This is a genomic window from Shewanella carassii, from assembly GCF_002777975.1.
Lineage (GTDB): Bacteria > Pseudomonadota > Gammaproteobacteria > Enterobacterales > Shewanellaceae > Shewanella > Shewanella carassii.
This window is the reverse complement of record NZ_NGVS01000022.1, coordinates 1-21904: the sequence shown is the minus strand read 5'-3', so window position 1 is coordinate 21904 and position 21904 is coordinate 1. Positions and strand designations below refer to the sequence as shown.

Annotated in this window: 21 protein-coding genes; 18 read left to right on the top strand and 3 right to left on the bottom strand. The window is 49.5% G+C overall.

All coding sequences use genetic code 11. The features are described from left to right. The first annotated feature begins 156 nt into the window (after positions 1 to 156). From mnmG to glmS, 17 genes are all read left to right on the top strand, one after another. On the top strand, positions 157 to 2046 hold the full coding sequence (gene mnmG, locus CBE72_RS10665; RefSeq protein WP_100143515.1) for a tRNA uridine-5-carboxymethylaminomethyl(34) synthesis enzyme MnmG: 1890 nt from the start codon (positions 157 to 159) through the stop codon (positions 2044 to 2046). Positions 2047 to 2146: 100 nt separating this feature from the next. Beyond that, complete coding sequence (gene rsmG, locus CBE72_RS10660) at positions 2147 to 2770, top strand: 16S rRNA (guanine(527)-N(7))-methyltransferase RsmG (RefSeq protein ID WP_100143514.1); 624 nt, start codon at positions 2147 to 2149, stop codon at positions 2768 to 2770. A gap of 86 nt (positions 2771 to 2856) precedes the next feature. After that, positions 2857 to 3645 (top strand): ParA family protein, encoded by a 789-nt coding sequence (locus tag CBE72_RS10655; RefSeq protein WP_100143547.1) that lies wholly within the window; start codon positions 2857 to 2859, stop codon positions 3643 to 3645. A 10-nt stretch (positions 3646 to 3655) separates the two neighbouring features. Continuing rightward, positions 3656 to 4537, top strand: coding sequence for a ParB/RepB/Spo0J family partition protein (locus tag CBE72_RS10650; protein WP_100143513.1), 882 nt, complete (start codon positions 3656 to 3658; stop codon positions 4535 to 4537). A gap of 225 nt (positions 4538 to 4762) precedes the next feature. After that, a complete protein-coding gene (locus CBE72_RS10645; RefSeq protein ID WP_100143512.1) occupies positions 4763 to 5146 on the top strand; it encodes an ATP synthase subunit I in 384 nt (127 codons plus the stop codon). Between the two features lie 12 nt (positions 5147 to 5158). Next, a complete protein-coding gene (gene atpB / locus CBE72_RS10640) occupies positions 5159 to 5953 on the top strand; it encodes a F0F1 ATP synthase subunit A (protein WP_100143511.1) in 795 nt (264 codons plus the stop codon). A gap of 65 nt (positions 5954 to 6018) precedes the next feature. Next, the gene (gene atpE / locus CBE72_RS10635) at positions 6019 to 6270 is read left to right on the top strand and encodes a F0F1 ATP synthase subunit C (protein WP_025011729.1); all 252 of its coding nucleotides are present in this window, start codon (positions 6019 to 6021) and stop codon (positions 6268 to 6270) included. Positions 6271 to 6307: 37 nt separating this feature from the next. Beyond that, complete coding sequence (atpF, locus tag CBE72_RS10630; protein WP_100143510.1) at positions 6308 to 6778, top strand: F0F1 ATP synthase subunit B; 471 nt, start codon at positions 6308 to 6310, stop codon at positions 6776 to 6778. A 15-nt stretch (positions 6779 to 6793) separates the two neighbouring features. After that, positions 6794 to 7327, top strand: coding sequence for a F0F1 ATP synthase subunit delta (gene atpH, locus CBE72_RS10625; protein ID WP_100143509.1), 534 nt, complete (start codon positions 6794 to 6796; stop codon positions 7325 to 7327). Between the two features lie 14 nt (positions 7328 to 7341). Further along, a complete protein-coding gene (gene atpA, locus CBE72_RS10620) occupies positions 7342 to 8883 on the top strand; it encodes a F0F1 ATP synthase subunit alpha (RefSeq protein ID WP_039035952.1) in 1542 nt (513 codons plus the stop codon). Positions 8884 to 8933: 50 nt separating this feature from the next. Further along, entirely contained in the window at positions 8934 to 9794 is an 861-nt protein-coding gene (gene atpG / locus CBE72_RS10615) for a F0F1 ATP synthase subunit gamma (protein ID WP_100143508.1), read from the top strand. 35 nt (positions 9795 to 9829) lie between these two features. Further along, positions 9830 to 11218, top strand: coding sequence for a F0F1 ATP synthase subunit beta (gene atpD, locus CBE72_RS10610; protein ID WP_100143507.1), 1389 nt, complete (start codon positions 9830 to 9832; stop codon positions 11216 to 11218). 36 nt (positions 11219 to 11254) lie between these two features. Then, positions 11255 to 11683 (top strand): F0F1 ATP synthase subunit epsilon, encoded by a 429-nt coding sequence (locus CBE72_RS10605; RefSeq protein WP_100143506.1) that lies wholly within the window; start codon positions 11255 to 11257, stop codon positions 11681 to 11683. 155 nt (positions 11684 to 11838) lie between these two features. Continuing rightward, positions 11839 to 13203, top strand: coding sequence for a bifunctional UDP-N-acetylglucosamine diphosphorylase/glucosamine-1-phosphate N-acetyltransferase GlmU (gene glmU / locus CBE72_RS10600; protein ID WP_100143505.1), 1365 nt, complete (start codon positions 11839 to 11841; stop codon positions 13201 to 13203). A gap of 181 nt (positions 13204 to 13384) precedes the next feature. Next, positions 13385 to 15475: a TonB-dependent siderophore receptor gene (locus CBE72_RS10595; protein ID WP_100143504.1), complete on the top strand. Its 2091-nt coding sequence runs from the start codon at positions 13385 to 13387 to the stop codon at positions 15473 to 15475. Between the two features lie 230 nt (positions 15476 to 15705). Further along, the gene (locus CBE72_RS10590; protein ID WP_100143503.1) at positions 15706 to 16476 is read left to right on the top strand and encodes a DeoR/GlpR family DNA-binding transcription regulator; all 771 of its coding nucleotides are present in this window, start codon (positions 15706 to 15708) and stop codon (positions 16474 to 16476) included. A 25-nt stretch (positions 16477 to 16501) separates the two neighbouring features. After that, positions 16502 to 18331 carry a glutamine--fructose-6-phosphate transaminase (isomerizing) gene (gene glmS / locus CBE72_RS10585; RefSeq protein ID WP_100143502.1) on the top strand — a complete coding sequence of 610 codons (1830 nt, stop codon included), beginning with the start codon at positions 16502 to 16504 and terminating at the stop codon, positions 18329 to 18331. A gap of 57 nt (positions 18332 to 18388) precedes the next feature. Here glmS and CBE72_RS10580 read toward each other — a convergent pair whose 3' ends face one another. The 3 genes from CBE72_RS10580 to CBE72_RS10570 form a co-directional block, all read right to left on the bottom strand. Further along, a complete protein-coding gene (locus tag CBE72_RS10580; protein ID WP_100143501.1) occupies positions 18389 to 18592 on the bottom strand; it encodes a DUF2061 domain-containing protein in 204 nt (67 codons plus the stop codon). Positions 18593 to 18724: 132 nt separating this feature from the next. Next, positions 18725 to 19627, bottom strand: coding sequence for a 1,4-dihydroxy-2-naphthoyl-CoA synthase (locus tag CBE72_RS10575; RefSeq protein ID WP_028780956.1), 903 nt, complete (start codon positions 19625 to 19627; stop codon positions 18725 to 18727). A 110-nt stretch (positions 19628 to 19737) separates the two neighbouring features. Further along, complete coding sequence (locus CBE72_RS10570) at positions 19738 to 20088, bottom strand: hypothetical protein (RefSeq protein WP_100143500.1); 351 nt, start codon at positions 20086 to 20088, stop codon at positions 19738 to 19740. Between the two features lie 87 nt (positions 20089 to 20175). On the opposite strand from CBE72_RS10570, the gene ccoG reads away from it, so the two are divergent. Next, a complete protein-coding gene (gene ccoG / locus CBE72_RS10565; RefSeq protein ID WP_100143499.1) occupies positions 20176 to 21603 on the top strand; it encodes a cytochrome c oxidase accessory protein CcoG in 1428 nt (475 codons plus the stop codon). Positions 21604 to 21904 lie beyond the last annotated feature (301 nt).

Here is a 21904-nt window from a genome sequence, read left to right as displayed (position 1 = left end):
CATAATAAGAAGATCTATATAAAGATCTTAAGATCTATAAGTCCGATCCTCTACGATCCATCAGCATAAAATAGAGCATTCACCTGCATCCATACAGGTGCTAAAATGATCGGCTGATATTCCTTTTTCATCCCTTACCCAGCCAAAGGTAAATCTATGCGTTTTCATGAACGGTTTGATGTAATTGTTGTAGGTGGTGGTCATGCCGGAACTGAAGCCGCATTGGCTGCTGCCAGAATGGGAGTCAAGACCTTACTCCTGACCCACAATATTGACACTTTGGGTCAGATGTCCTGCAATCCAGCTATTGGTGGAATAGGTAAAGGACATCTAGTTAAAGAGATTGATGCCTTGGGTGGTGCCATGGCCGTAGCAACCGACTATGCGGGGATCCAGTTCAGGACTTTGAATTCAAGTAAAGGACCTGCGGTAAGAGCAACCCGAGCTCAAGCGGATCGCGCCTTGTATAGGCAAAAGATCCAACAGATATTGCAAAACCAACCTAACTTAAAGATCTTTCAGCAGGCCGTTGACGATCTGGTTGTTGAAAATAACAGAGTCATTGGTGTTGTTACCCAAATGGGACTGGCTTTTGAAGCTCCAACAGTGGTGTTGACAGCCGGCACTTTCCTGGGAGGCAAGATCCATATCGGATTGGAAAATTACAGTGGTGGGCGTGCTGGCGATCCTCCAGCGATCGCTTTAGCTCATAGACTCAGAGAGTTGCCTATTCGAGTTGGCCGCCTCAAAACGGGTACACCACCACGTATCGATGCCCGCAGTGTCGACTTCCAACAGATGACAGAACAGCAAGGAGATAATCCTCTTCCTGTGATGTCTTTTATTGGTGATGTAAGCCAACATCCACAGCAAATTTCTTGCTATATCACTCATACTAATGAGAAAACCCATGAAATTATTCGTGGTGGCTTGGATAGAAGCCCTATGTATTCTGGCGTTATCGAAGGCATAGGTCCGAGATACTGTCCGTCAATTGAAGACAAGATCCATCGTTTTGCCGATAAGAGTTCGCATCAGATCTTTATTGAACCCGAGGGGCTAAATACCAATGAGTTATACCCCAACGGTATCTCAACTAGTCTGCCATTCGATGTACAAATTGCCTTGGTCCGCTCGATAAAAGGGATGGAGAATGCCGAGATCATGCGTCCTGGTTATGCCATCGAATATGATTACTTCGATCCCAGAGATCTGAAAAACTCACTGGAAACCAAAACCATAAATGGGTTGTTCTTTGCAGGTCAAATCAACGGCACCACAGGTTATGAAGAGGCCGGGGCTCAAGGCCTGTTGGCCGGTATGAACGCGGCCTTACAGGTGCAAGGTAAAGACGCTTGGGCGCCTAGAAGGGATCAGGCTTATCTTGGCGTGCTGGTGGATGATCTGTCGACGTTAGGCACTAAAGAGCCCTATCGTATGTTTACCAGCCGCGCCGAATATCGCTTGTTGCTGCGCGAAGACAATGCCGATCTGCGCCTGACCGAGAAAGGCCGCGAGCTGGGATTGGTTGATGATCAGCGCTGGGCCAAGTTCTCAGCCAAGGTTGAGGCGATAGAATCTGAACTGCAACGCCTGCGCAGTCAGTGGATCCATGTGAATTCACCTCTAGTGGAAGCGTTGAATCCGCATCTCAATACGCCAATATCTCGTGAAGCTTCGTTTGAAGAGTTGCTGCGTCGCCCTGAGTTGGATTATGACAAGCTTATGGGGATCGAAGGTTTTGGACCGGGTCTCGAGGATCGTCAAGCAGCCGAACAGGTGCAGATCCAGGTTAAATATGCCGGTTATATTCAGCGTCAGCAGGAAGAGATTGCCAAGGCGCAGCGCAACGAAAATACTGGCCTGCCGCTGGAGCTCGATTATAACGAAGTGCCTGGCTTGTCCAACGAGGTGATTGCCAAGCTCAATGCCCATAAACCGGAAACCATAGGCCAGGCCTCCAGGATCTCCGGGGTGACACCTGCGGCCATCTCCATTTTGCTGGTGCATCTGAAAAAACGGGGATTACTGCGCCGTACGGCCTGATACAGTAAACCATTCCAGAGCCGGGGAAGCTGTAGATGCTTCCCTTGGCCGTTTTGGGGCCGCATAATAGCCCCGCAGTATCTTTCTGGGGAGAATACCCGTGCTTGCAGCACAGTTAAAAACATATTTGGCAGAGACAGGTCTCAATGCATCAGATGAGCAACAGCAACAACTGCTCGGTTTTGTCGCTATGCTCAACAAATGGAACAAAGCCTATAACCTGACCTCGGTGCGTGAACCTGAGCAGATGCTTATCCGGCATATCATGGATAGTCTGGTCGTCTCTCCTCATCTCAAGGGGCAGCGTTTTATTGACGTGGGCACCGGCCCTGGATTGCCCGGTATCCCGCTGGCGATTTTGAATCCGGAAAAAGAGTTTGTGTTGCTCGATAGCCTTGGCAAGCGGATCCGTTTTCAAAAACAGGTTCAGATTGAACTCAAATTGCAAAATATACAGTCGGTAGAAAGCCGGGTGGAAGCCTTTCAGGATCCACAAGGATTTGATGGAGTGCTTAGCCGCGCCTTTGCCTCAGTAGCCGACATGTTAAGCTGGTGTCAGCATCTACCGGCGAAAAATGGGGTATTCTATGCCCTCAAAGGACAGTTGAATCCAGAGGAGTTGACCGGGATCCCTGAGGGATACAGCATCAGGGAATCTATTGAACTCAAGGTTCCTCAATTGGATGAACAGAGACATCTGCTGATTATCGCCCCCCAGGTTTGAATGCCTTGCAATTGGCTGGCGTATCAAGCAACTTGATGCAAACGGAACCGGGCATCAATAACAAAATTGACAGACAAGGTGACAGTGTGGCGAGAATTATTGCCGTAGCCAACCAGAAAGGTGGCGTTGGAAAAACAACAACTTGCGTTAATTTGGCTGCCTCTTTGGCGGCTACCAAGCGGCGGGTGCTGTTGATCGATCTGGATCCCCAGGGCAATGCCACCATGGGGAGTGGTGTCGACAAGTACGAAGTTGAAAACACCGCCTATGAATTGTTGGTGGAAGAAAAGAGTTTTGACGAAGTCGTCGTGCGGAACACCGCTGGGAAATATGATCTCATTGCCGCCAACGGTGACGTAACCGCCGCCGAAATCAAATTGATGGAGTTCTTTGCCAGGGAGATTCGCTTGCGTAACGCCTTGGCAAAGGTGCAGGATGAGTATGACTTCATCTTTATCGATTGCCCTCCTTCGCTGAATATGTTGACGGTGAATGCCATGTCGGCGGCCGACTCAGTGCTGGTTCCCATGCAGTGTGAATACTATGCCCTGGAAGGTTTGACTGCGCTGATGGACACTATTTCCAAATTAGCGGCCATGGTTAATCCCAAACTCGGGATCGAGGGGATACTCAGAACCATGTACGATCCCCGCAACCGCTTGGCTAACGATGTTTCCGATCAGCTTAAGCAGCACTTTGGGGACAAGGTTTATCGCACTGTGATCCCAAGAAATATTCGCTTGGCCGAGGCCCCGAGTTTTGGCGCACCGGCTATGTACTACGACAAGAGCAGCGCTGGTGCCAAGGCCTATCTGGCTTTAGCTGGCGAAATTATTCGTCGCTCCGAGCAGAATCAGCAAGCGAAACTGGCATAAAGGAATGAGCATGACATTGAAAAAACGGGGTCTGGGCAAGGGCCTGGACGCACTTTTGAGTACCAGCCATGCGGCGAGCAAGAAGCGTGATGATGCCGAGCAATCCAAGGTTGATGCCGGCGAAACCCTGCTGACTCTGGATGTGGATCTGCTGCAGCCAGGCAAGTATCAACCCCGTAAAGACATGTCGCCCGAGGCTCTGGAAGAACTGGCTGAATCCATCAAGGCTCAAGGAGTCATTCAACCCATAGTGGTACGTAAGATCAGCGATGACAAGTACGAAATCATCGCCGGTGAACGTCGCTGGCGTGCCGCACAGTTGGCCAAGCTGGATAAGGTACCCTGCATAGTCAAACAGGTTGCTGACGAGGCGGCTGTGGCTATTGCCCTGATAGAAAACATTCAGCGGGAAGATCTCAATGCCATGGAAGAAGCCATTGCGCTTAACCGCTTGATCGAAGAATTTGATCTTACTCACCAACAAATAGCTGATGCTGTGGGAAAATCTAGGGCTACTGTTTCGAACCTACTGCGACTCAATGGTCTGAATGAACCGGTAAAGCGGTTGTTGGAGTACGGTGATATCGAAATGGGTCATGCTCGAGCCTTGCTGGCCTTGCAAGGCGAAGAACAAACTTCGGTTGCCCGATTGGTGGTAGCGAAGGAATTGACTGTTCGTGAAACCGAACGATTGGTGAATAAGGTCTTAAATCCTGCCAAAGAGTCCGAAAAACCTGTAAAAGATGCCGATGTTGCCCGTCTTGAGAGTCAGTTAATTGAAAGGTTAGGTGCAAAAGTTTCCATATCCCATGGTAGTAAGGGAAAGGGGAAAATTGTAATTAACTATCAGAATCTGGCTGAATTAGACGGAATTCTTGCCAAAATCCATTAAAAAAATGTGGTTAACACCATTTAATGTAAATTTGTGACATATGTTAATGTTGCACTTTTACTTATTTGGCGCTGTATCACGTTAAAAGGTGAGATTTTTACTTATCTCAAAGTTGCAAAGAAGACTTGAAACGGTATACTTTCGCAAGCTTTTTGTGCCTCGACTTCATACGGGTTTTTGTAGTCCGGTCATCGAAACAAAAAGTAGGAATGCGGAGAAGAATGATTGAGTAAGGTTTTAGCGCGTCGTGGCCGTTGGTCAGCCTATAAATTGGTGATGATGCAGGCGGCGATAGCTGGGGGTGCTTCAATTATCTTTTTCGCCGTGTGGGGAGCTCGGTTTGGCTATTCTGCTCTGGCAGGAACTGCCATAGCTGTGCTCCCTAATTTTGTATTCGCGACCCTAGCTTTTTCCCATATGGGAGCAAGCGCTGCCGGTAAGGTCCTCAAAGGCTTTTACTGGGGGGAAGCGGTAAAGTTGCTGTTAACAATAGCATTGTTTTCGTTGGTATTTATCAATTTAGAGGTCGCATTTTTGCCCCTTTTTATCTGTTATGTACTGGCGTTGATAGTGCATTGGGCAGCTCCTTTGTACTTCAAGCAAAGTTAAGTGGGATGAATCATGGCTGCATCTGGTGAAGCATTAACACCGCAGGGCTATATCCAGCACCACCTTACCAACTTAGCCGTTGGTGAAGGTTTCTGGACGTGGCACATTGATTCATTGCTCTTTTCGGTTGGTCTTGGCGTGCTGTTTCTGTGGTTGTTCCGCAGCGTTGGCAAAAAGGCAACCTCTGGCGTTCCCGGTAAGCTTCAATGCTTTATCGAAATGATCGTCGAGTTTGTCGACAACAGCGTTAAAGATACATTCCATGGTCGCAATGCCTTGATAGCACCTCTTGCTCTGACTATTTTCATGTGGGTATTCATGATGAACCTCATGGATATGGTACCCGTTGACTGGGTTCCACATGCGGCCGCTTTGGCTGGTGTGCCTTATCTGAAGATAGTTCCGACTACTGACCTTAACATCACTTTCAGCCTTGCGTTGGGCGTGTTTGTGCTGATTATTTACTACAGCATCAAGGTCAAAGGTGTGTCAGGGTTTGCGAAAGAACTGACGCTACAGCCCTTCAACCACTGGGCAATGATACCCGTCAACTTCCTGCTCGAAACAGTTACCTTGATAGCTAAGCCCATTTCATTGGGGTTACGTCTCTTCGGTAACTTGTATGCAGGTGAGTTGATCTTCATCCTTATTGCGCTGATGTATGGTGCCAACATGGCGATTGCCGCTCTGGGTGTGACTCTGCAACTGGGCTGGCTGATCTTCCATATTCTGGTTATCACGCTGCAAGCGTTTATTTTCATGATGCTGACTATCGTTTACCTAAGCATGGCACATGAAGATCATTAAGGACTGCTGAAGAAATTTTTTAACTAAATCATCAACTAACATAGATTTAGATACTGGAGATACAGATGGAAACGATTCTGGGCTTTACTGCAATTGCTGTTGCTCTGCTCATTGGTTTGGGTGCACTGGGTACCGCTATCGGTTTCGGCCTTTTGGGTGGTAAGTTCCTGGAAGGCGCTGCGCGTCAACCAGAAATGGCTCCTATGCTGCAAGTTAAGATGTTCATCGTAGCGGGTCTGCTCGACGCCGTAACCATGATCGGTGTAGGTATTGCACTTTACATGCTGTTTACTAACCCACTGGGTGCAATGCTGTAATAAACGCTTCTGTCTTAACTCTAAATAGGAGGCTGTTGTGAATATCAACGCTACCCTAATCGGTCAGACGGTCGCCTTTATTATCTTCGTGTGGTTCTGCATGAAGTTTGTATGGCCCCCTTTGATGAATGCCATCGAAGCGCGCCAGAAAAGGATTGCTGATGGTCTTGCTGACGCTGACCGTGCAGCAAAAGACCTGGAGTTGGCTCAAGCGAAAGCGACTGACCAACTGAAAGAAGCCAAGGCTACAGCCAACGAAATCATCGAGTCTGCCAACAAGCGCAAGGCTCAGATTATTGATGAAGCCAAAGCTGAAGCAGACGCTGAGCGTGCGAAAATCATTGCTCAGGGTAAAGCAGAAATTGAAGCTGAACGTAATCGCGTGAAAGAGGAACTGCGTAAGCAGGTTGCGACTCTTGCCATCACTGGTGCAGAGAAGATCCTCGAGCGTTCGATTGATGAAGCCGCCCAAAGCGACATAGTTAATAAACTTGTTGCTGAAATTTGATAAGGGAGTTGAGTTATGGCTGAGTTAACCACCATTGCTCGCCCTTACGCTAAGGCAGCTTTTGACTTTGCTGTTGAACATCAAGCAGTAGAAAACTGGGCAGAAATGCTCGATTTCGCGGCAATGGTGAGTGAAAACGAATCCATGAAGCCACTGCTGGCTGGATCTATGTCCAGCATTAAGCTAGCTGCACTCTTTATCAATATCTGTGGCGAGCAAATTGATGAGCACGGTCAAAATCTGATCAAGGTAATGGCTGAAAACGGTCGCTTGGAGGTACTGCCTGCTGTATCTCAGCTCTATGCTGAGTTTCGCCACGAATGGGCTAAGGAAATCGAAGCCAGCGTGGTGTCTGCTACTGAGCTCAGCTCTGAGCAGCAACAGCAGATCAGTGTTTCTTTAGAGAAACGTCTCGCACGCAAAGTTAAGCTGAATTGCAGCGTCAACGCCGAGCTTATCGCCGGTGTAATTATCAAGGCAGGGGATCTGGTGATAGATGGATCCGTCCGCGGCAAATTGAACCGCCTGTCTGATAAGCTGCAGTCGTAATTGGGAGTTTGAGCATGCAACTGAATTCCACTGAAATCAGCGATCTGATTAAGCAGCGGATCGAGCAGTTCGAAGTCGTCAGTGAAGCCCGCAACGAAGGTACTATCGTTTCGGTCAGTGACGGCATCATCCGCATTCACGGCCTGGCCGATGTAATGCAGGGTGAGATGATCGAACTGCCTGGCAACCGTTATGCAATCGCGTTGAACCTTGAACGTGATTCTGTAGGTGCCGTAGTTATGGGTCCTTATGCCGGTTTGGCTGAGGGCGTAAAAGTTAAAACCACCGGCCGTATTCTGGAAGTCCCAGTGGGTCGAGGTTTGCTGGGACGTGTTGTTAACACCCTGGGTGAGCCAATCGACGGTAAAGGACCTATCGACAACGATGGTTTCGCACCTGTTGAAATGATTGCTCCTGGTGTTATTGAGCGTCAATCCGTATCTCAACCGGTACAAACCGGTTATAAGGCGGTTGATGCCATGATCCCTATCGGTCGTGGTCAGCGTGAGCTGATCATCGGTGACCGTCAAACTGGTAAAACTGCGATGGCTATCGACGCCATCATCAACCAGAAAGATTCCGGCATCAAGTGTGTGTACGTTGCAGTAGGCCAGAAGGCTTCTACTATTGCCAACGTAGTTCGCAAGCTGGAAGAGCACGGTGCTCTGGCCAACACTATTGTTGTGGTTGCTACTGCTTCTGAAGCGGCTGCCCTGCAATATCTGGCACCATACTCTGGTTGTACCATGGGTGAATATTTCCGTGACCGCGGTGAAGATGCACTGATCGTTTACGATGACCTGTCTAAGCAGGCCGTTGCTTACCGTCAGATCTCACTGCTGCTGAAGCGTCCACCAGGCCGTGAAGCTTACCCAGGTGACGTATTCTATCTGCACTCTCGTCTGCTGGAACGTGCTTCCCGCGTGAACGAAGAGTACGTTGAGAAGTTCACTAATGGTGAAGTAAAAGGTAAGACCGGTTCTTTGACCGCTCTGCCAATTATTGAAACCCAGGCAGGTGACGTATCTGCGTTCGTACCGACCAACGTAATTTCTATTACCGATGGTCAGATCTTCCTTGAAACCGACCTGTTCAACTCTGGCCTGCGTCCAGCAGTTAACCCAGGTATCTCTGTTTCTCGTGTAGGTGGTGCGGCTCAGACCAAGATCATCAAGAAACTGTCCGGCGGTATCCGTACTGCGCTGGCACAGTATCGAGAGCTTGCTGCGTTCTCACAGTTTGCGTCTGACCTTGACGATGCAACTCGTGCCCAGCTGGAGCACGGTGAGCGTGTAACCGAACTGATGAAGCAAAAGCAATACGCTCCTATGAGCGTAGCTGACCAAGCTGTATCTATTTTTGCAGCTGAAAAAGGCTACCTGAAAGGTATTGAGCTGAAGAAGATCGGTGACTTCGAAGCCGCTCTGCTCTCTTTCATGAACGGCGAGCATGCTGAGCTGATGAAGCTGATCAACGATAGCGGCGATTACAATGCCGAAATCGAAGCTGAGCTGAAGGCTGGTCTCGACAAGTTCGTGGCAACCCAAACCTGGTAAATACATGCGAGGTGTCATAAGGCACCTCAGGTCCAGATTGGAGAGTAGAGATGGCCGGCGCTAAAGAGATTAAAACCAAGATCGCGAGTGTGAAAAACACTCAGAAGATCACGTCCGCCATGGAAATGGTGGCAGCCAGCAAAATGCGCAAGGCGCAGGATCGCATGGCTGCGAGCCGTCCATATGCGGAGAGCATGCGTAAGGTGATCGGTCACGTCGCTCAAGGTTCTCTGGAGTACAAACACCCCTACTTGGAGGTGAGAGAACCCAAGCGGGTTGGTTACATAGTAGTGGCAACCGACCGTGGCCTTTGTGGTGGTCTGAACGTCAACCTGTTTAAAAAGGTTGTCGCAGACGTGAAAAGCTGGAAAGAGCAAGGTGCAGAAGTTGAATTCTGCCCTATCGGTGCTCGTAGTGTTCAGTTTTTCAAGAGCTTTGGTGGCAATGTACAGGCCCAGGCTTCAGGTTTAGGTGATGCTCCCAAGCTCGCTGACCTGATTGGTACTGTGCGGGTAATGCTCCAGGCTTACAACGAAGGCAAGCTGGATCGTCTGTACGTGGTATTCAACAAGTTTGTTAATACCATGACGCAGACTCCTGTGATCGAGCAGCTGCTACCTTTGCCTAAATCAGACGAAGATGACGTAGCGCATCGCTGGGACTACATCTATGAGCCAGATCCAAAGGTCTTGTTGGACAAGCTTTTGGTTCGTTATGTGGAGTCTCAGGTGTATCAGGGTGTCGTTGAAAACATTGCTTCCGAGCAGGCTGCCCGTATGGTGGCCATGAAGGCAGCAACAGACAACGCCGGCACGCTGATCGATGATCTGCAACTGGTATACAACAAGGCCCGTCAGGCGGCGATTACGCAAGAGCTGTCGGAAATTGTGTCAGGTGCAGCCGCGGTTTAGGCTGGGTAACGAATACAAGTTTTAGAGGATTAATCATGAGCACAGGTACTGTTGTCCAAGTGATTGGCGCGGTTGTGGACGTTGAGTTTCCACAAGATGCCGTACCTCAGGTATATGACGCTCTGAAGATCACAGGCGAAGGCGCCTGTAAAGGCCTGGTGCTGGAAGTTCAGCAACAGCTGGGTGGTGGTGTAGTTCGTACCATCGCCATGGGTTCTTCCGATGGTCTGCGTCGTGGTATCGAGGTAGAAAACTCTGGTTCACCAATTTCCGTTCCGGTTGGGGCTGCGACCCTTGGCCGTATCATGAACGTTCTGGGTGAGCCTGTGGATGAAGCGGGCGCTATCGGTGAAGATGAGCGTTATATCATTCACCGTGATGCTCCTTCTTATGAAGAGCAATCTAACACCACTGAATTGCTGGAAACCGGCATCAAGGTTATTGACCTGGTATGTCCGTTCGCCAAGGGTGGTAAAGTAGGTCTGTTCGGTGGTGCGGGTGTTGGTAAGACAGTTAACATGATGGAACTGATCAACAACATCGCTAAAGCCCACTCAGGTCTGTCCGTATTCGCCGGTGTAGGTGAGCGTACCCGTGAAGGTAACGACTTCTACTACGAGATGAAAGACTCAGGCGTACTGGACAAGGTAGCCATGGTGTACGGTCAGATGAACGAGCCACCAGGTAACCGTCTGCGTGTTGCTCTGACCGGTCTGACTATGGCCGAGAAGTTCCGTGACGAAGGTCGTGACGTACTGTTGTTCGTTGACAACATCTACCGTTACACCCTGGCAGGTACTGAAGTATCTGCACTGCTGGGTCGTATGCCTTCTGCTGTGGGTTATCAGCCAACACTGGCTGAAGAGATGGGTGTTCTGCAAGAACGTATTACTTCTACCAAAGTGGGTTCTATCACTTCGGTACAAGCGGTATACGTACCTGCGGATGACTTGACTGACCCAAGCCCTGCAACCACCTTCGCCCACTTGGATGCGACTGTGGTACTGTCTCGTCAAATCGCTTCTCTGGGTATCTACCCAGCGGTTGACCCACTGGATTCCACCTCTCGTCAGCTGGATCCACAGGTTGTTGGCCAAGAGCACTATGACGTGGCAAACGGTGTACAGACAGTTCTGCAGCGTTACAAAGAGCTGAAAGACATCATCGCTATTCTGGGTATGGACGAGTTGTCAGATGACGACAAGATGACAGTATCCCGCGCCCGTAAGATCGAGCGTTTCCTGTCTCAGCCATTCCACGTAGCTGAAGTCTTTACCGGTTCTCCAGGTAAGTACGTGCCCCTGAAAGACACCATCCGTGGCTTCAAGGGAATTCTGGACGGTGAGTTCGATCACCTGCCAGAGCAAGCGTTCTACATGGTTGGTTCTATCGACGAAGCCGTTGAGAAAGCCAACAAGAAATAACTAGGCAATATTGCATAGTTTGGTAAGGAGAACGGGATGGCAGCCATGACAGTACAGCTTGATATCGTCAGTGCAGAGAGCAAAATTTTCTCAGGCCTTGTTGCCCATTTACAGGTAACAGGTTCTGAGGGTGAACTGGGTGTTATGCCTGGTCACACTCCGCTGCTGACCAATATCAAACCTGGCATGGCGCGCATCGTCAAACAAAATGGTCAGGAAGAGGTGTTTTACCTTTCAGGTGGTTTACTGGAAGTTCAACCCAACTCCGTGTCCGTATTGGCTGATGTTGTAATGCGTGCCGATGAGATTGACGAGCAGGCTGCAGTAGAAGCCAAGCGTCGTGCAGAGGCCCACATGGCCGATGCCGGTGCTGACTTCGATTATGCTGCGGCAGCAATTGAACTGGCTAAGGCCGTGGCTCAGTTGCGGGTCGTTGAGACCATCAAGAAGAACATTGCCAGATAACAGCACTGCTGAAAAAAGGCGCCTCAGGGCGCCTTTTTTGTGTCTGTTATTCCTGCTTGCCTCAAGCAGATTTACAAGCTTCCAAGCTGCTTGAGCGCTGCATTTTTACTGTGATTCCGGTACACTTGCGCCAGCCTATAGAAAAGGAATCTCCCATGTCATTGAATGTTGTAATTCTCGCCGCCGGGAAAGGGACCCGGATGCGTTCCGATTTGCCTAAAGTCCTGCATAAGGTTGCCCATAAGCCTATGGTGCAGCATGTGATTGATACGGCTCATTCACTTAATGCCGACAAGATCAATCTGGTTTACGGTTATGGCGGTGACAAGCTGATGACAGAACTGGGCGAGCAACCGCTTAACTTTGTGCTGCAGGCTGAACAGCTGGGCACCGGCCACGCGGTAGCTCAGGCTATTCCCCATATAGATGACAATGACACTGTATTGGTGCTCTATGGTGACGTTCCACTCACTCGCAAGGAAACTCTGGAAGCCCTGCTTGCTGCCAGACAAAACGATGGCGTAGCCGTACTGACAGTACATCTAGATGATCCAAGCGGTTATGGCCGTATCGTGCGCGAGCAGGGCAAGGTAGTGGGCATAGTCGAACAGAAAGATGCTACTGCCGAGCAACTCAAGATTAATGAGATCAACAGCGGCATCATGGCATTGCCGGGCAAACAATTGAAAAACTGGCTCGGACGCTTGGAAAACAATAATGCTCAGGGCGAGTACTACCTTACCGATGTGATCGCCATGGCTCACGCCGATGGGGTGGCCATAGACACGGCTCATCCAGTTAACTCCATAGAGACAGAAGGCGCCAATAACAGGGTGCAGCTAGCGGCGTTGGAACGTGCTTATCAGCAGCGCTGTGCTGAAGCCTTGATGCTGGATGGTGCCAATCTTAGAGATCCGGCACGTATCGATGTTCGCGGTGAAGTGACTGTCGGCATGGATGTGATGATCGATATCAATGTGATCTTCGAAGGTAAAGTGGTGCTGGGTAATAACGTGACTGTAGGCGCCGGGGCTATCCTTATCGATTGTGAGATTGCCGACAACGCCGAGATTAAGCCTTACAGCATAGTCGAGGGCGCCAAGTTGGGTGATGGCGCTAGTGCCGGCCCGTTTGCTCGTCTGCGTCCGGGTGCAGAACTAAAACAGGATGCCCACATAGGCAATTTTGTTGAGATGAAGAAAGCCGTACTCGGTGTGGGCTCCAAAGCCGGACATCTGGCTTACCTCGGAGATGCACAGATTGGCCAAGGGGTAAACATAGGGGCCGGTACCATTACCTGCAATTATGATGGCGCCAACAAACATCTGACCGTTATTGAAGATGAGGTGTTTGTCGGCAGTGACACCCAGTTGGTTGCTCCTGTCACCATAGGTAAGGGAGCCACTCTGGGAGCCGGTTCCACTGTAACCCGTGATGTCGGCGCCGGTGAGTTGGTGATAACCCGGGTCAAGCAGAGACACATCAAGGACTGGAAGCGTCCGCAAAAACAGAAAAAATAACTCCTTTCTATGGAAGCATCCTGATGGGTGCTTCCTACCTCGCAAAGCCATCATTAGGTTTGAACTGAATCATAGTTAATTGTAAATATCCGTAAAGAAACTTAAATACTAATTCTTCTCATTTATATTTGCTCGCAAAAGTAGATCAGATTGCCGGTCCGGCATCGAGAATGAGGTGATTATGAGGTTTAAGTTTTCCTGTGTAGGTATGGCAGTGGTTGCTGCTATCTCTTCAATGCCGTTGGCGGCAGCGCAAGCGCCAGAAGATATTGAACGTATCAGTGTTACCGGTCGTAGCTTCAATGATTATAAGACCGGCGTCGCTTCTGGTGCGATGCGTGGTGATATCAATCTGATGGATACACCTCAATCCGTTACCGTTATCCCCGATTTTGTTACCGATGAACAGCTGGCAACCAACCTGGCTGAAGTCTTGGTGAATGACTCAAGCGTGACCAGTGGCAGTGAAAAATGGAATCGCCAGGTATTTAATATTCGTGGTTTTGAGTTGGACTCAGGGTCTGGGTACTTGATCAATGGCCAGCAGCAGTGGTCACACTATGTACAACCTATTGAAACTCTGCAGCAAGTAGAAGTGCTTAAGGGGCCGTCAAGTATGCTCTACGGCCAGTCCGGCCCTGGTGGCTTGATCAACATGGTGACCAAGAAGCCGACCTACGACACACTGTTTAACTTAGGGTTTGATACAGATGACAACGGCTCTACCCGCTTTCAACTGGATGCCGGTGGTAGTCTAAACGAAGCTCAGACTATCCGTTATCGCACTGTGCTGGTTAAACAGGATACCCAGTATTGGCGTGAGTATCAGAATGGTGAAAATCAGGAAAGAGATCGCTGGTTGGGCTACCTGAATCTGGAGTTTGATATTACCGATGATCTTTTGCTGTCACTGAAATATGACCGCACCCAAGATAAAACCGGAATAGATCGTGGCGGTTGGTTGAACAGCAAGGGTGAGCTTATTGGTGGTCGGGATATTATCTGGGATATGCCATGGGCGTTTACTGACAATACCATCGAAAATTTAGGGGCCGAACTCACTTACTTTATCAGCGACAACTGGAAAGTGAAGGCCGGCTACAATGATCAGCAGTTCAACCGCCAACGGTTGGACTCTCTTCCAAGCTTGATCAAAGGTTCTGAGGATCCATTTACTGATGGTTACACTGTGAGTCCATTCGATCGTTATGATGATTGGCAACATAAAACAGGATTCATTGATATTACCGGTAACTTCAGTACCGGCGTTTTGGAACATCAGTTCCTGATCGGTGCCAATATGTTGGACTACTACTATGGGCAGTTGCGCGAAAAAGGCGAAAGTGTTTCTGTTATGCCTGGCCAGCCCATTGCAAATCCAGGTTTGGACTATCATAACGATACTTCACTCTATGAAAGCGACTATAAGCACTATGGTTTCTATATTCAGGACCTGGTTACTATCAATGAACAGTGGAAACTGTTGGCCGGTGTTCGTTATGACGAACAAAAGAAAGATGGTGCCGGGAACAACAGTTATGCCGTTTCACCTAAATTTGGGGTGATCTATTCGCCGATGGATAACGGCAGTATCTATGTCAATTACTCAAAGAGCTTCAGTCCCCAAGGGAGCGTCAATGATCCTAATGATGTTAATGACAAGATGAATCTAGATCCTGAGTATGGGGAACAGTATGAAATAGGCACCAAGTGGGAACTGTTCGATGGTGGGTTATTACTGACAGGCGCCGTGTTTGATATAACTGTCTCCAATGTTACCGTGACTCAAGACCTGGGTGCTGGTGAATCAATAACCACTCAGAGTGGTGAACAACGTCATAAAGGGTTTGAGATGGGCGCTCAGGGACGACTCAGTGATAAGTGGTTTATGACAGGTTCCATGATGTATCTGGATGCAGAGTATGATCGCCCTGCAGAAGATAGTCTCAATGGTAAAACGCCGATAGATGCGCCTGAATGGTCGGCCAATATCTGGACCCGTTATGAGATGACAGAAGCGTTGGCTCTGAATTTTGGTGCCGTCTATGTTGGTGAACGCTTTGCCGATAAAGAGAACATGATCACCAAAGATGGTTATGTACGTTTTGACCTAGGCGCCGCCTATACCATGGATGTGATGGGAACAGATGTCAGCGTAAGGGTTAACATGAAGAATCTGTTTGATAAAGAATATCTTGCCGGCGGTACCAATACAGATGTGACTGTGGGTGAAGGTCGTCATGTGAGCCTGGCGCTGGAAGCCAAGTTTTAATCGCCAATAGATAACATGCTAACAGCAATGCCGGTCACACCAGTGGCTGGCATTTTTTATGGATGAAATCTAATTCTTTCGGCTTCTAGGGGCGTGCCTAGACTCGTGCCGCCTTTAAGGCATGCCTGTATATCGGCTGAACTACTAACGGGCTTTTTTCACTCTGCAATTGCGTTTAGGTTTCGAAGTTATATAATTCGCCTTTCGAATCGAAACTTATTCAGTCTGGAATGACCAAACGCAACACTCAACAAAGGCGTCACGCTATAGTTACCCTGCTGCAGCAGCAGGGTGAAGTCAGTGTAGATGCCTTGGCGCTGAAGTTTGAAACTTCGGAAGTGACCATACGTAAAGATTTGGCAGCCCTGGAGAAAACCGGTTTGCTGCTGCGTCGTTATGGTGGCGCCGTCGTCGTTCCTCAAGAGATGACCCAGACCTTGTCTGAACCGCCTTCCCGCAATAAGTTGGCCATAGCTCAGGCCGCTGCCGGGCTTATCAAAGATCATAACCGCATCATCATAGATTGTGGCAGCACCACTTTGGGGCTTATACCTGAGCTCAATGATAAGCGCGGGCTGGTGGTTATGACCAACTCCCTGCAGCTGGCCAATGCGATACATGAATTGGAAAACGAGCCTACACTCTTGATGACAGGGGGCACTTGGGATCCCCACTCCGAATCTTTTCAAGGACAGGTGGCTGAGCAAGTACTGCGTTCCTACAACTTTGACCAGCTTTTTATCGGCGCCGATGGCATTGACTTGCAGCGAGGCACTACCACTTTCAATGAGTTGATTGGACTCAGCCGGGTGATGGCGGAAGTCTCCAGGGATGTGGTGGTGTTGCTCGAATCGGAAAAGGTGGGTCGCAGAATTCCTAATCTTGAGTTGCCCTGGGAGTTGGTCACTACCCTGGTGACAGATGACAGGCTGCCTGATGCAGCCGCTGAAAGTATTTTAAATCAAGGGGTAAAGCTGATCTTAGCCCCTTTTACAGCATAAACTTTTAAATTAAGCGGATATTGATATGTGTGGAATTGTTGGCGCAGTAGCGCAGCGGGATGTAGCTGAAATCTTGATAGAGGGGCTGAAACGCCTGGAATATCGTGGCTATGATTCGGCCGGTGTGGCTGTCATACACCAAGGTGAACTGACCCGTACCCGCAGAGTTGGCAAGGTGCAGGAGTTGGCCGATGCTTTGCAAACGGCTCCTTTGGCCGGTGGTACCGGCATCGCCCATACCCGTTGGGCGACCCATGGTGAGCCCAGTGAGCGCAACGCGCATCCACATCAATCCGGCAGCGACATAGCCGTGGTGCACAACGGGATTATTGAAAATCACGCTAAATTGCGGGAGATGCTCAAGGGTTTGGGGTATCAGTTCAACTCAGACACAGATACAGAAGTCATTTGTCATCTGGTTGACCATGAGCTTAAGTCTGCCCCCGGCTTGCTGGCGGCGGTACAAGCCACAGTAAAACAACTGGAAGGTGCCTATGGCACTGTGGTCATCGACCGCCGAGACCCTGAACGGCTGGTGGTCGCCCGCAGTGGCAGCCCATTGGTAATAGGCTTTGGTCTGGGAGAAAACTTCGTCGCTTCGGATCAGTTGGCGCTGCTGCCGGTGACCCGTACTTTTGCCTTCCTGGAAGAGGGCGATGTTGCCGAAGTGACTCGCCGTGAGGTCCATATCTATGATCTGGACGGTAACCCGGTTGTACGTGAAAAGAAAGAGTCTGAAATCACCCATGATGCCGGTGACAAGGGTGAGTATCGTCACTATATGCTTAAAGAGATCTATGAGCAGCCCATGGCGCTGGCCCGTACTCTCGAAGGACGAATTGCCCAGCAACAGGTGCTGGATACTGCCTTTGGTGATAATGCAGCCGAGCTTCTCAAAGATATCAAACACGTACAGATCATTGCCTGTGGTACCAGTTACCATGCCGGTATGGCGGCACGTTATTGGCTGGAAGATTGGGCCGGCGTTTCCTGTAATGTGGAAATCGCCTCTGAATTCCGCTACCGCAAGTCGCATCTGTTCCCCAACAGCCTGTTGGTCACCATTTCTCAATCCGGTGAAACGGCCGATACCCTGGCGGCAATGCGTTTGGCCAAAGAGATGGGGTATAAGGCAACCTTGACCATATGTAACGCCCCTGGATCCTCGCTGGTTCGCGAGTCCGATATGGCATATATGATGAAAGCCGGTGCCGAGATAGGTGTGGCTTCCACCAAGGCCTTTACCGTGCAGTTGGCCGGTTTGTTGATGCTGACGGCGGCACTGGGACGTTATAACAACATGAGTGTGGAAATGCAGGCGGCAATCGCCCAGAGTCTACAGTCTATGCCGGCTAAAGTGGAGCAGGCTCTGGGGTTGGATGATGCCATTGCCGAGTTGGCAGAAGACTTTGCCGATAAGAGCCATGCCCTGTTCCTGGGACGTGGCGATCAGTACCCCATAGCGATGGAAGGCGCGCTGAAGCTGAAGGAGATTTCCTATATTCATGCCGAGGCTTATGCATCCGGAGAGCTGAAACATGGGCCATTGGCGCTGATCGATGCCGACATGCCTGTGATAGTGGTGGCACCCAATAATGAACTGCTTGAAAAGCTCAAGTCGAATGTGGAAGAAGTACGTGCCCGTGGTGGCTTGATGTATGTGTTTGCCGATGTTGATGCTGAATTTGCATCCGATGACACCATGAAGGTAATACCTGTGCCACATTGTGATGAGTTTATGGCACCGCTTATTTACACCATTCCGCTGCAGTTGCTGTCATACCATGTTGCCCTGATCAAAGGGACTGATGTGGATCAGCCAAGAAACTTGGCCAAGTCGGTTACTGTGGAGTAATTGGCCGGAATCAAGCGCAAACCTGAAAGTGTTGCCACTAATCGCCTGAGTGTATGCTCAGGCGGTTAATTGCGTCAGCCGCTGCTGCTTTTTTGCTTCGTATCTCTTCCAGACCTTTTCGTGGAAGTAGAAAACAACAGTGTTGATGCTGGGTTCTACCAGGGCCACGGCACCACCGATAAGCGCACTGCCGGTAAGCAGGTAAGTGATGGTAAAGGCTACGCTGAAGTGCAGTATGGCAAAGGTCATTGTCTTAATCATGGCGGTTCTCCTCTCCTGATAATTTAATGGTAATAATTCTCATTAATAATTGAAAGAGGGTTTAACAGATTAATTTGACCGTTTTTATCTATTAAAAAGGCCGCTTATGCGGCCTTTAGTCGTCTAAGGCTATCAGTAATGCCAAGGGAAGCTGGAAAAGTCTTGATCGCGTTTTTCAAGAAACGCGTCTCGGCCTTCCTGGGCCTCGGCTGTGCCATAGGCTAAACGGGTCGCTTCTCCGGCAAACAGCTGCTGGCCAACCAAACCATCATCAGGCAGGTTAAAGCCATATTTGAGCATGCGCATTGCGGTTGGGGACTTGGAATTGATCTCCTTGGCCCAGCGCAGAGCTTCGGTTTCAAGTTCTGCATGAGGAACCGAACGGTTAACCATGCCCATGGCAAAGGCTTCATCGGCACTGTAGTTAAAGCCACAGAAAAATATTTCTCTTGCCCGCTTCTGACCTATCATCTTCGCCAGATAAGCACTGCCATAGCCGGAATCAAAGCTGGCTACATCCGGGTCTGTCTGTTTGAAAACGGCGTGTTCTTTCGATGCCAGTGTCAGATCGCACACCACATGCAGGCTGTGACCGCCACCAACCGCCCAACCGGGAACAACGGCTATGACAACCTTGGGCATAAAGCGGATCAAGCGCTGCACTTCGAGAATATGCAGGCGGCCCATGCGAGCCAAATCGGCCTTGCCGGCTTCCTCACCTTCATATTTGTAGCCGTCTTTGCCGCGAATACGCTGATCGCCACCGGAGGAGAAGGAATATTGCCCTTTGGCCGATGGACCATTACCTGTTAACAGCACACAACCTACATCAGACCATTGCCGGGCGTGGTCCAGAGCTATGTAAAGTTCATCAACTGTCTTGGGACGAAAAGCGTTCAGGCAGTCGGGACGGTTAATGGCAATTCGCACCGTACCTTGGGATTTGGCTCTGTGGTAAGTGATGTCTTCAAAAGCGAACCCGGCAACCTCTTCCCACAATTCAGGTTCAAAAGTATCGGAAACAAAAGATGTCATAACAAACAGCCCCTATATTGATAATGGCTCAAAGGCTAGGTGGATTGGCGTGGGAGGTCAATGATTTCAGGTGCGGGTTTTGCAACAGTCGACAAAACCCGGTGCTTTATTCAGAGGTTATCGCAGATGAATAACAGATTATCTTTGCTGAAAACTGGATGAGATATGACATTGCCACGACAATACTCGTCTTTGAAGTCCATCAGGGTATCTGGCGTGGTCAGTATGCCGTCCAGCTCCTGCAGCTCAGAAGCCGACAAGCGCTCGGCAATATCGGCCTTGAGGCGGGCCTTTTTCTGATCGAGACGAATGATCTGCGTGCCCGTCATGGCATCCAGCTTGCGTTCAATTTTCTTTACTAATGCTTCGGTTTGGGCAATGGGCTCATCGAGCTTATCCGTCTGAGTGACCAGGTAATAAAGCACTCCGGCCAATATTGCCAAAATAATCCAGCCTTTCATCATTTAGTCCAACTAAGGTTAATAACCCTTGTGTTACAAGGTATAATACGCCATTTTTTATACAATAAGCAGTAAAAGGCTGTAAAGATGAGTGAAGAGTCGAGCAATAAGGATTATTCGAAAGCCAATCGAATCAAGATTCACCAGCCTGATGCGAGTAAAGCAGACCGCTTTAATCCTCGCAATCGAATTTACGTTCGTGCGGTTGACGGTCTATGGAGTACTTTAAGGCGGCGTATGGGATGGATAGCCATGCTGTTTTTCCTCATCCTGCCCTGGCTTCCATGGGGGGATAGGCAGGCAGTCTGGTTTAACCTGGCGGAGCAGAAGTTTCATGTATTTGGCCTGACTATCTGGCCTCAGGATCTAACGTTGCTGGCGGCCTTGTTTATGATTGCCGCCTTCGCACTGTTTTTTGTCACTACCTACTTGGGAAGGGTCTGGTGCGGCTACACCTGCCCGCAGACAGTGTGGACCTTCATCTTTATCTGGTTTGAAGAAAAGCTCGAAGGGGCACGCAACAAAAGGATGAAGTTGGATCAGATGCCCTGGAGTTTTGACAAGCTCTGGCGCAAAACGGCCAAGCATACTGCCTGGTTGCTGATCTCCCTGCTGACGGCCATGACCTTTGTGTCTTACTTTGTGCCCTCCAGAGAAGTATACCTAGAGGTGTTTACCTTACAGGCCAGCGGCGCCGTGTACTTCTGGGTCATTCTCTTCACTCTGGCTACCTATGGTAATGCCGGCTGGATGCGGGAAATCATGTGTATTCACATGTGTCCCTATGCGCGTTTCCAGGCGGCCATGTTCGATAAGAACACCTATATTGTTGGCTATGACACCAAGCGTGGTGAAACTCGCGGTCCCCGCTCCCGTAAGGCTGATCCCAAAGCTCTAGGGCTGGGCGACTGTATCGATTGCGATCTCTGTGTCCAGGTCTGTCCGACAGGGATTGATATCCGTAATGGCCTGCAGTACGAATGTATCAACTGCGGCGCCTGTATCGATGCTTGTGACTCCACCATGGAGCGTATGGGATATGCCAAAGGCCTTATCAGTTACACCACGGAAAACAAACTGGAAGGGATCAAGGAAAAAGTGCTGCGTCCCAAGCTGGTGGGCTATGGTGTTGTGCTTACTGCGATGATTTTGGTGTTTATCTACGCCAGTGCCAATATCGCCCCTGTGCGCATCGATATCATTCGTGACCGGAATCAGCTCTATACCGAGAATACTCAGGGGATGACAGAGAATACCTTCACTTTGAAGATATTGAACAAAACGGAAACGGCTCACGAGTACCAGATGCACATTGATGGGTTAAACAACTATAAGTGGTATGGCCCACAAACAGTGCAGATTGCGGCCGGTGAAGTATTGACGCTGCCTATCAGTGTGGCGGTCGACCCTGTGGAGCTGAAACGTCCTATTACCAAGATAGACTTTATTGTCACTACCGAAGTCGATGGTGAGACGGTTGAAGCCAAACAGGAGTCCCGCTTCTTCGGACCTTAAGCCTTAAGAAACGACTCCATATAGATAAAAAAGGGGCGCGAGCCCCTTTTTTCATCAATAAATATCGTTTTTTTGGTCGTTTGGCTGCTTTTATGAGCGAACGATAAATTAATCCTGTTTTTCTTAGATTTAGCCCTTGCACAAAAGTTTTTGCTCCCTATAATGCGCTCCCACTGACACGGCACAGCGGCAACGCGAAAGACGTGACAGGGTCGACGAAAAGAGGCTTTTGAGTCCTTTCAACGACAGGCGAAAAAAGATGGTAAATACCTCTTGACGCCGCAGCAGGAAAGCGTAGAAT

Coding starts and splice junctions, on each gene's coding strand:
- CBE72_RS10650 (WP_100143513.1), top strand. CDS start 3,656: ATGACATTGAAAAAACGGGGTCTGGGCAAGGGCCTGGACGCACTTTTG.
- ccoG (WP_100143499.1), top strand. CDS start 20,176: ATGAGTGAAGAGTCGAGCAATAAGGATTATTCGAAAGCCAATCGAATC.
- CBE72_RS10570 (WP_100143500.1), bottom strand. CDS start 20,088: ATGAAAGGCTGGATTATTTTGGCAATATTGGCCGGAGTGCTTTATTAC.
- atpA (WP_039035952.1), top strand. CDS start 7,342: ATGCAACTGAATTCCACTGAAATCAGCGATCTGATTAAGCAGCGGATC.
- atpB (WP_100143511.1), top strand. CDS start 5,159: ATGGCTGCATCTGGTGAAGCATTAACACCGCAGGGCTATATCCAGCAC.
- glmS (WP_100143502.1), top strand. CDS start 16,502: ATGTGTGGAATTGTTGGCGCAGTAGCGCAGCGGGATGTAGCTGAAATC.
- atpD (WP_100143507.1), top strand. CDS start 9,830: ATGAGCACAGGTACTGTTGTCCAAGTGATTGGCGCGGTTGTGGACGTT.
- mnmG (WP_100143515.1), top strand. CDS start 157: ATGCGTTTTCATGAACGGTTTGATGTAATTGTTGTAGGTGGTGGTCAT.
- atpH (WP_100143509.1), top strand. CDS start 6,794: ATGGCTGAGTTAACCACCATTGCTCGCCCTTACGCTAAGGCAGCTTTT.
- CBE72_RS10575 (WP_028780956.1), bottom strand. CDS start 19,627: ATGACATCTTTTGTTTCCGATACTTTTGAACCTGAATTGTGGGAAGAG.
- atpE (WP_025011729.1), top strand. CDS start 6,019: ATGGAAACGATTCTGGGCTTTACTGCAATTGCTGTTGCTCTGCTCATT.
- CBE72_RS10605 (WP_100143506.1), top strand. CDS start 11,255: ATGGCAGCCATGACAGTACAGCTTGATATCGTCAGTGCAGAGAGCAAA.
- atpG (WP_100143508.1), top strand. CDS start 8,934: ATGGCCGGCGCTAAAGAGATTAAAACCAAGATCGCGAGTGTGAAAAAC.
- CBE72_RS10580 (WP_100143501.1), bottom strand. CDS start 18,592: ATGATTAAGACAATGACCTTTGCCATACTGCACTTCAGCGTAGCCTTT.
- CBE72_RS10590 (WP_100143503.1), top strand. CDS start 15,706: ATGACCAAACGCAACACTCAACAAAGGCGTCACGCTATAGTTACCCTG.
- glmU (WP_100143505.1), top strand. CDS start 11,839: ATGTCATTGAATGTTGTAATTCTCGCCGCCGGGAAAGGGACCCGGATG.
- CBE72_RS10595 (WP_100143504.1), top strand. CDS start 13,385: ATGAGGTTTAAGTTTTCCTGTGTAGGTATGGCAGTGGTTGCTGCTATC.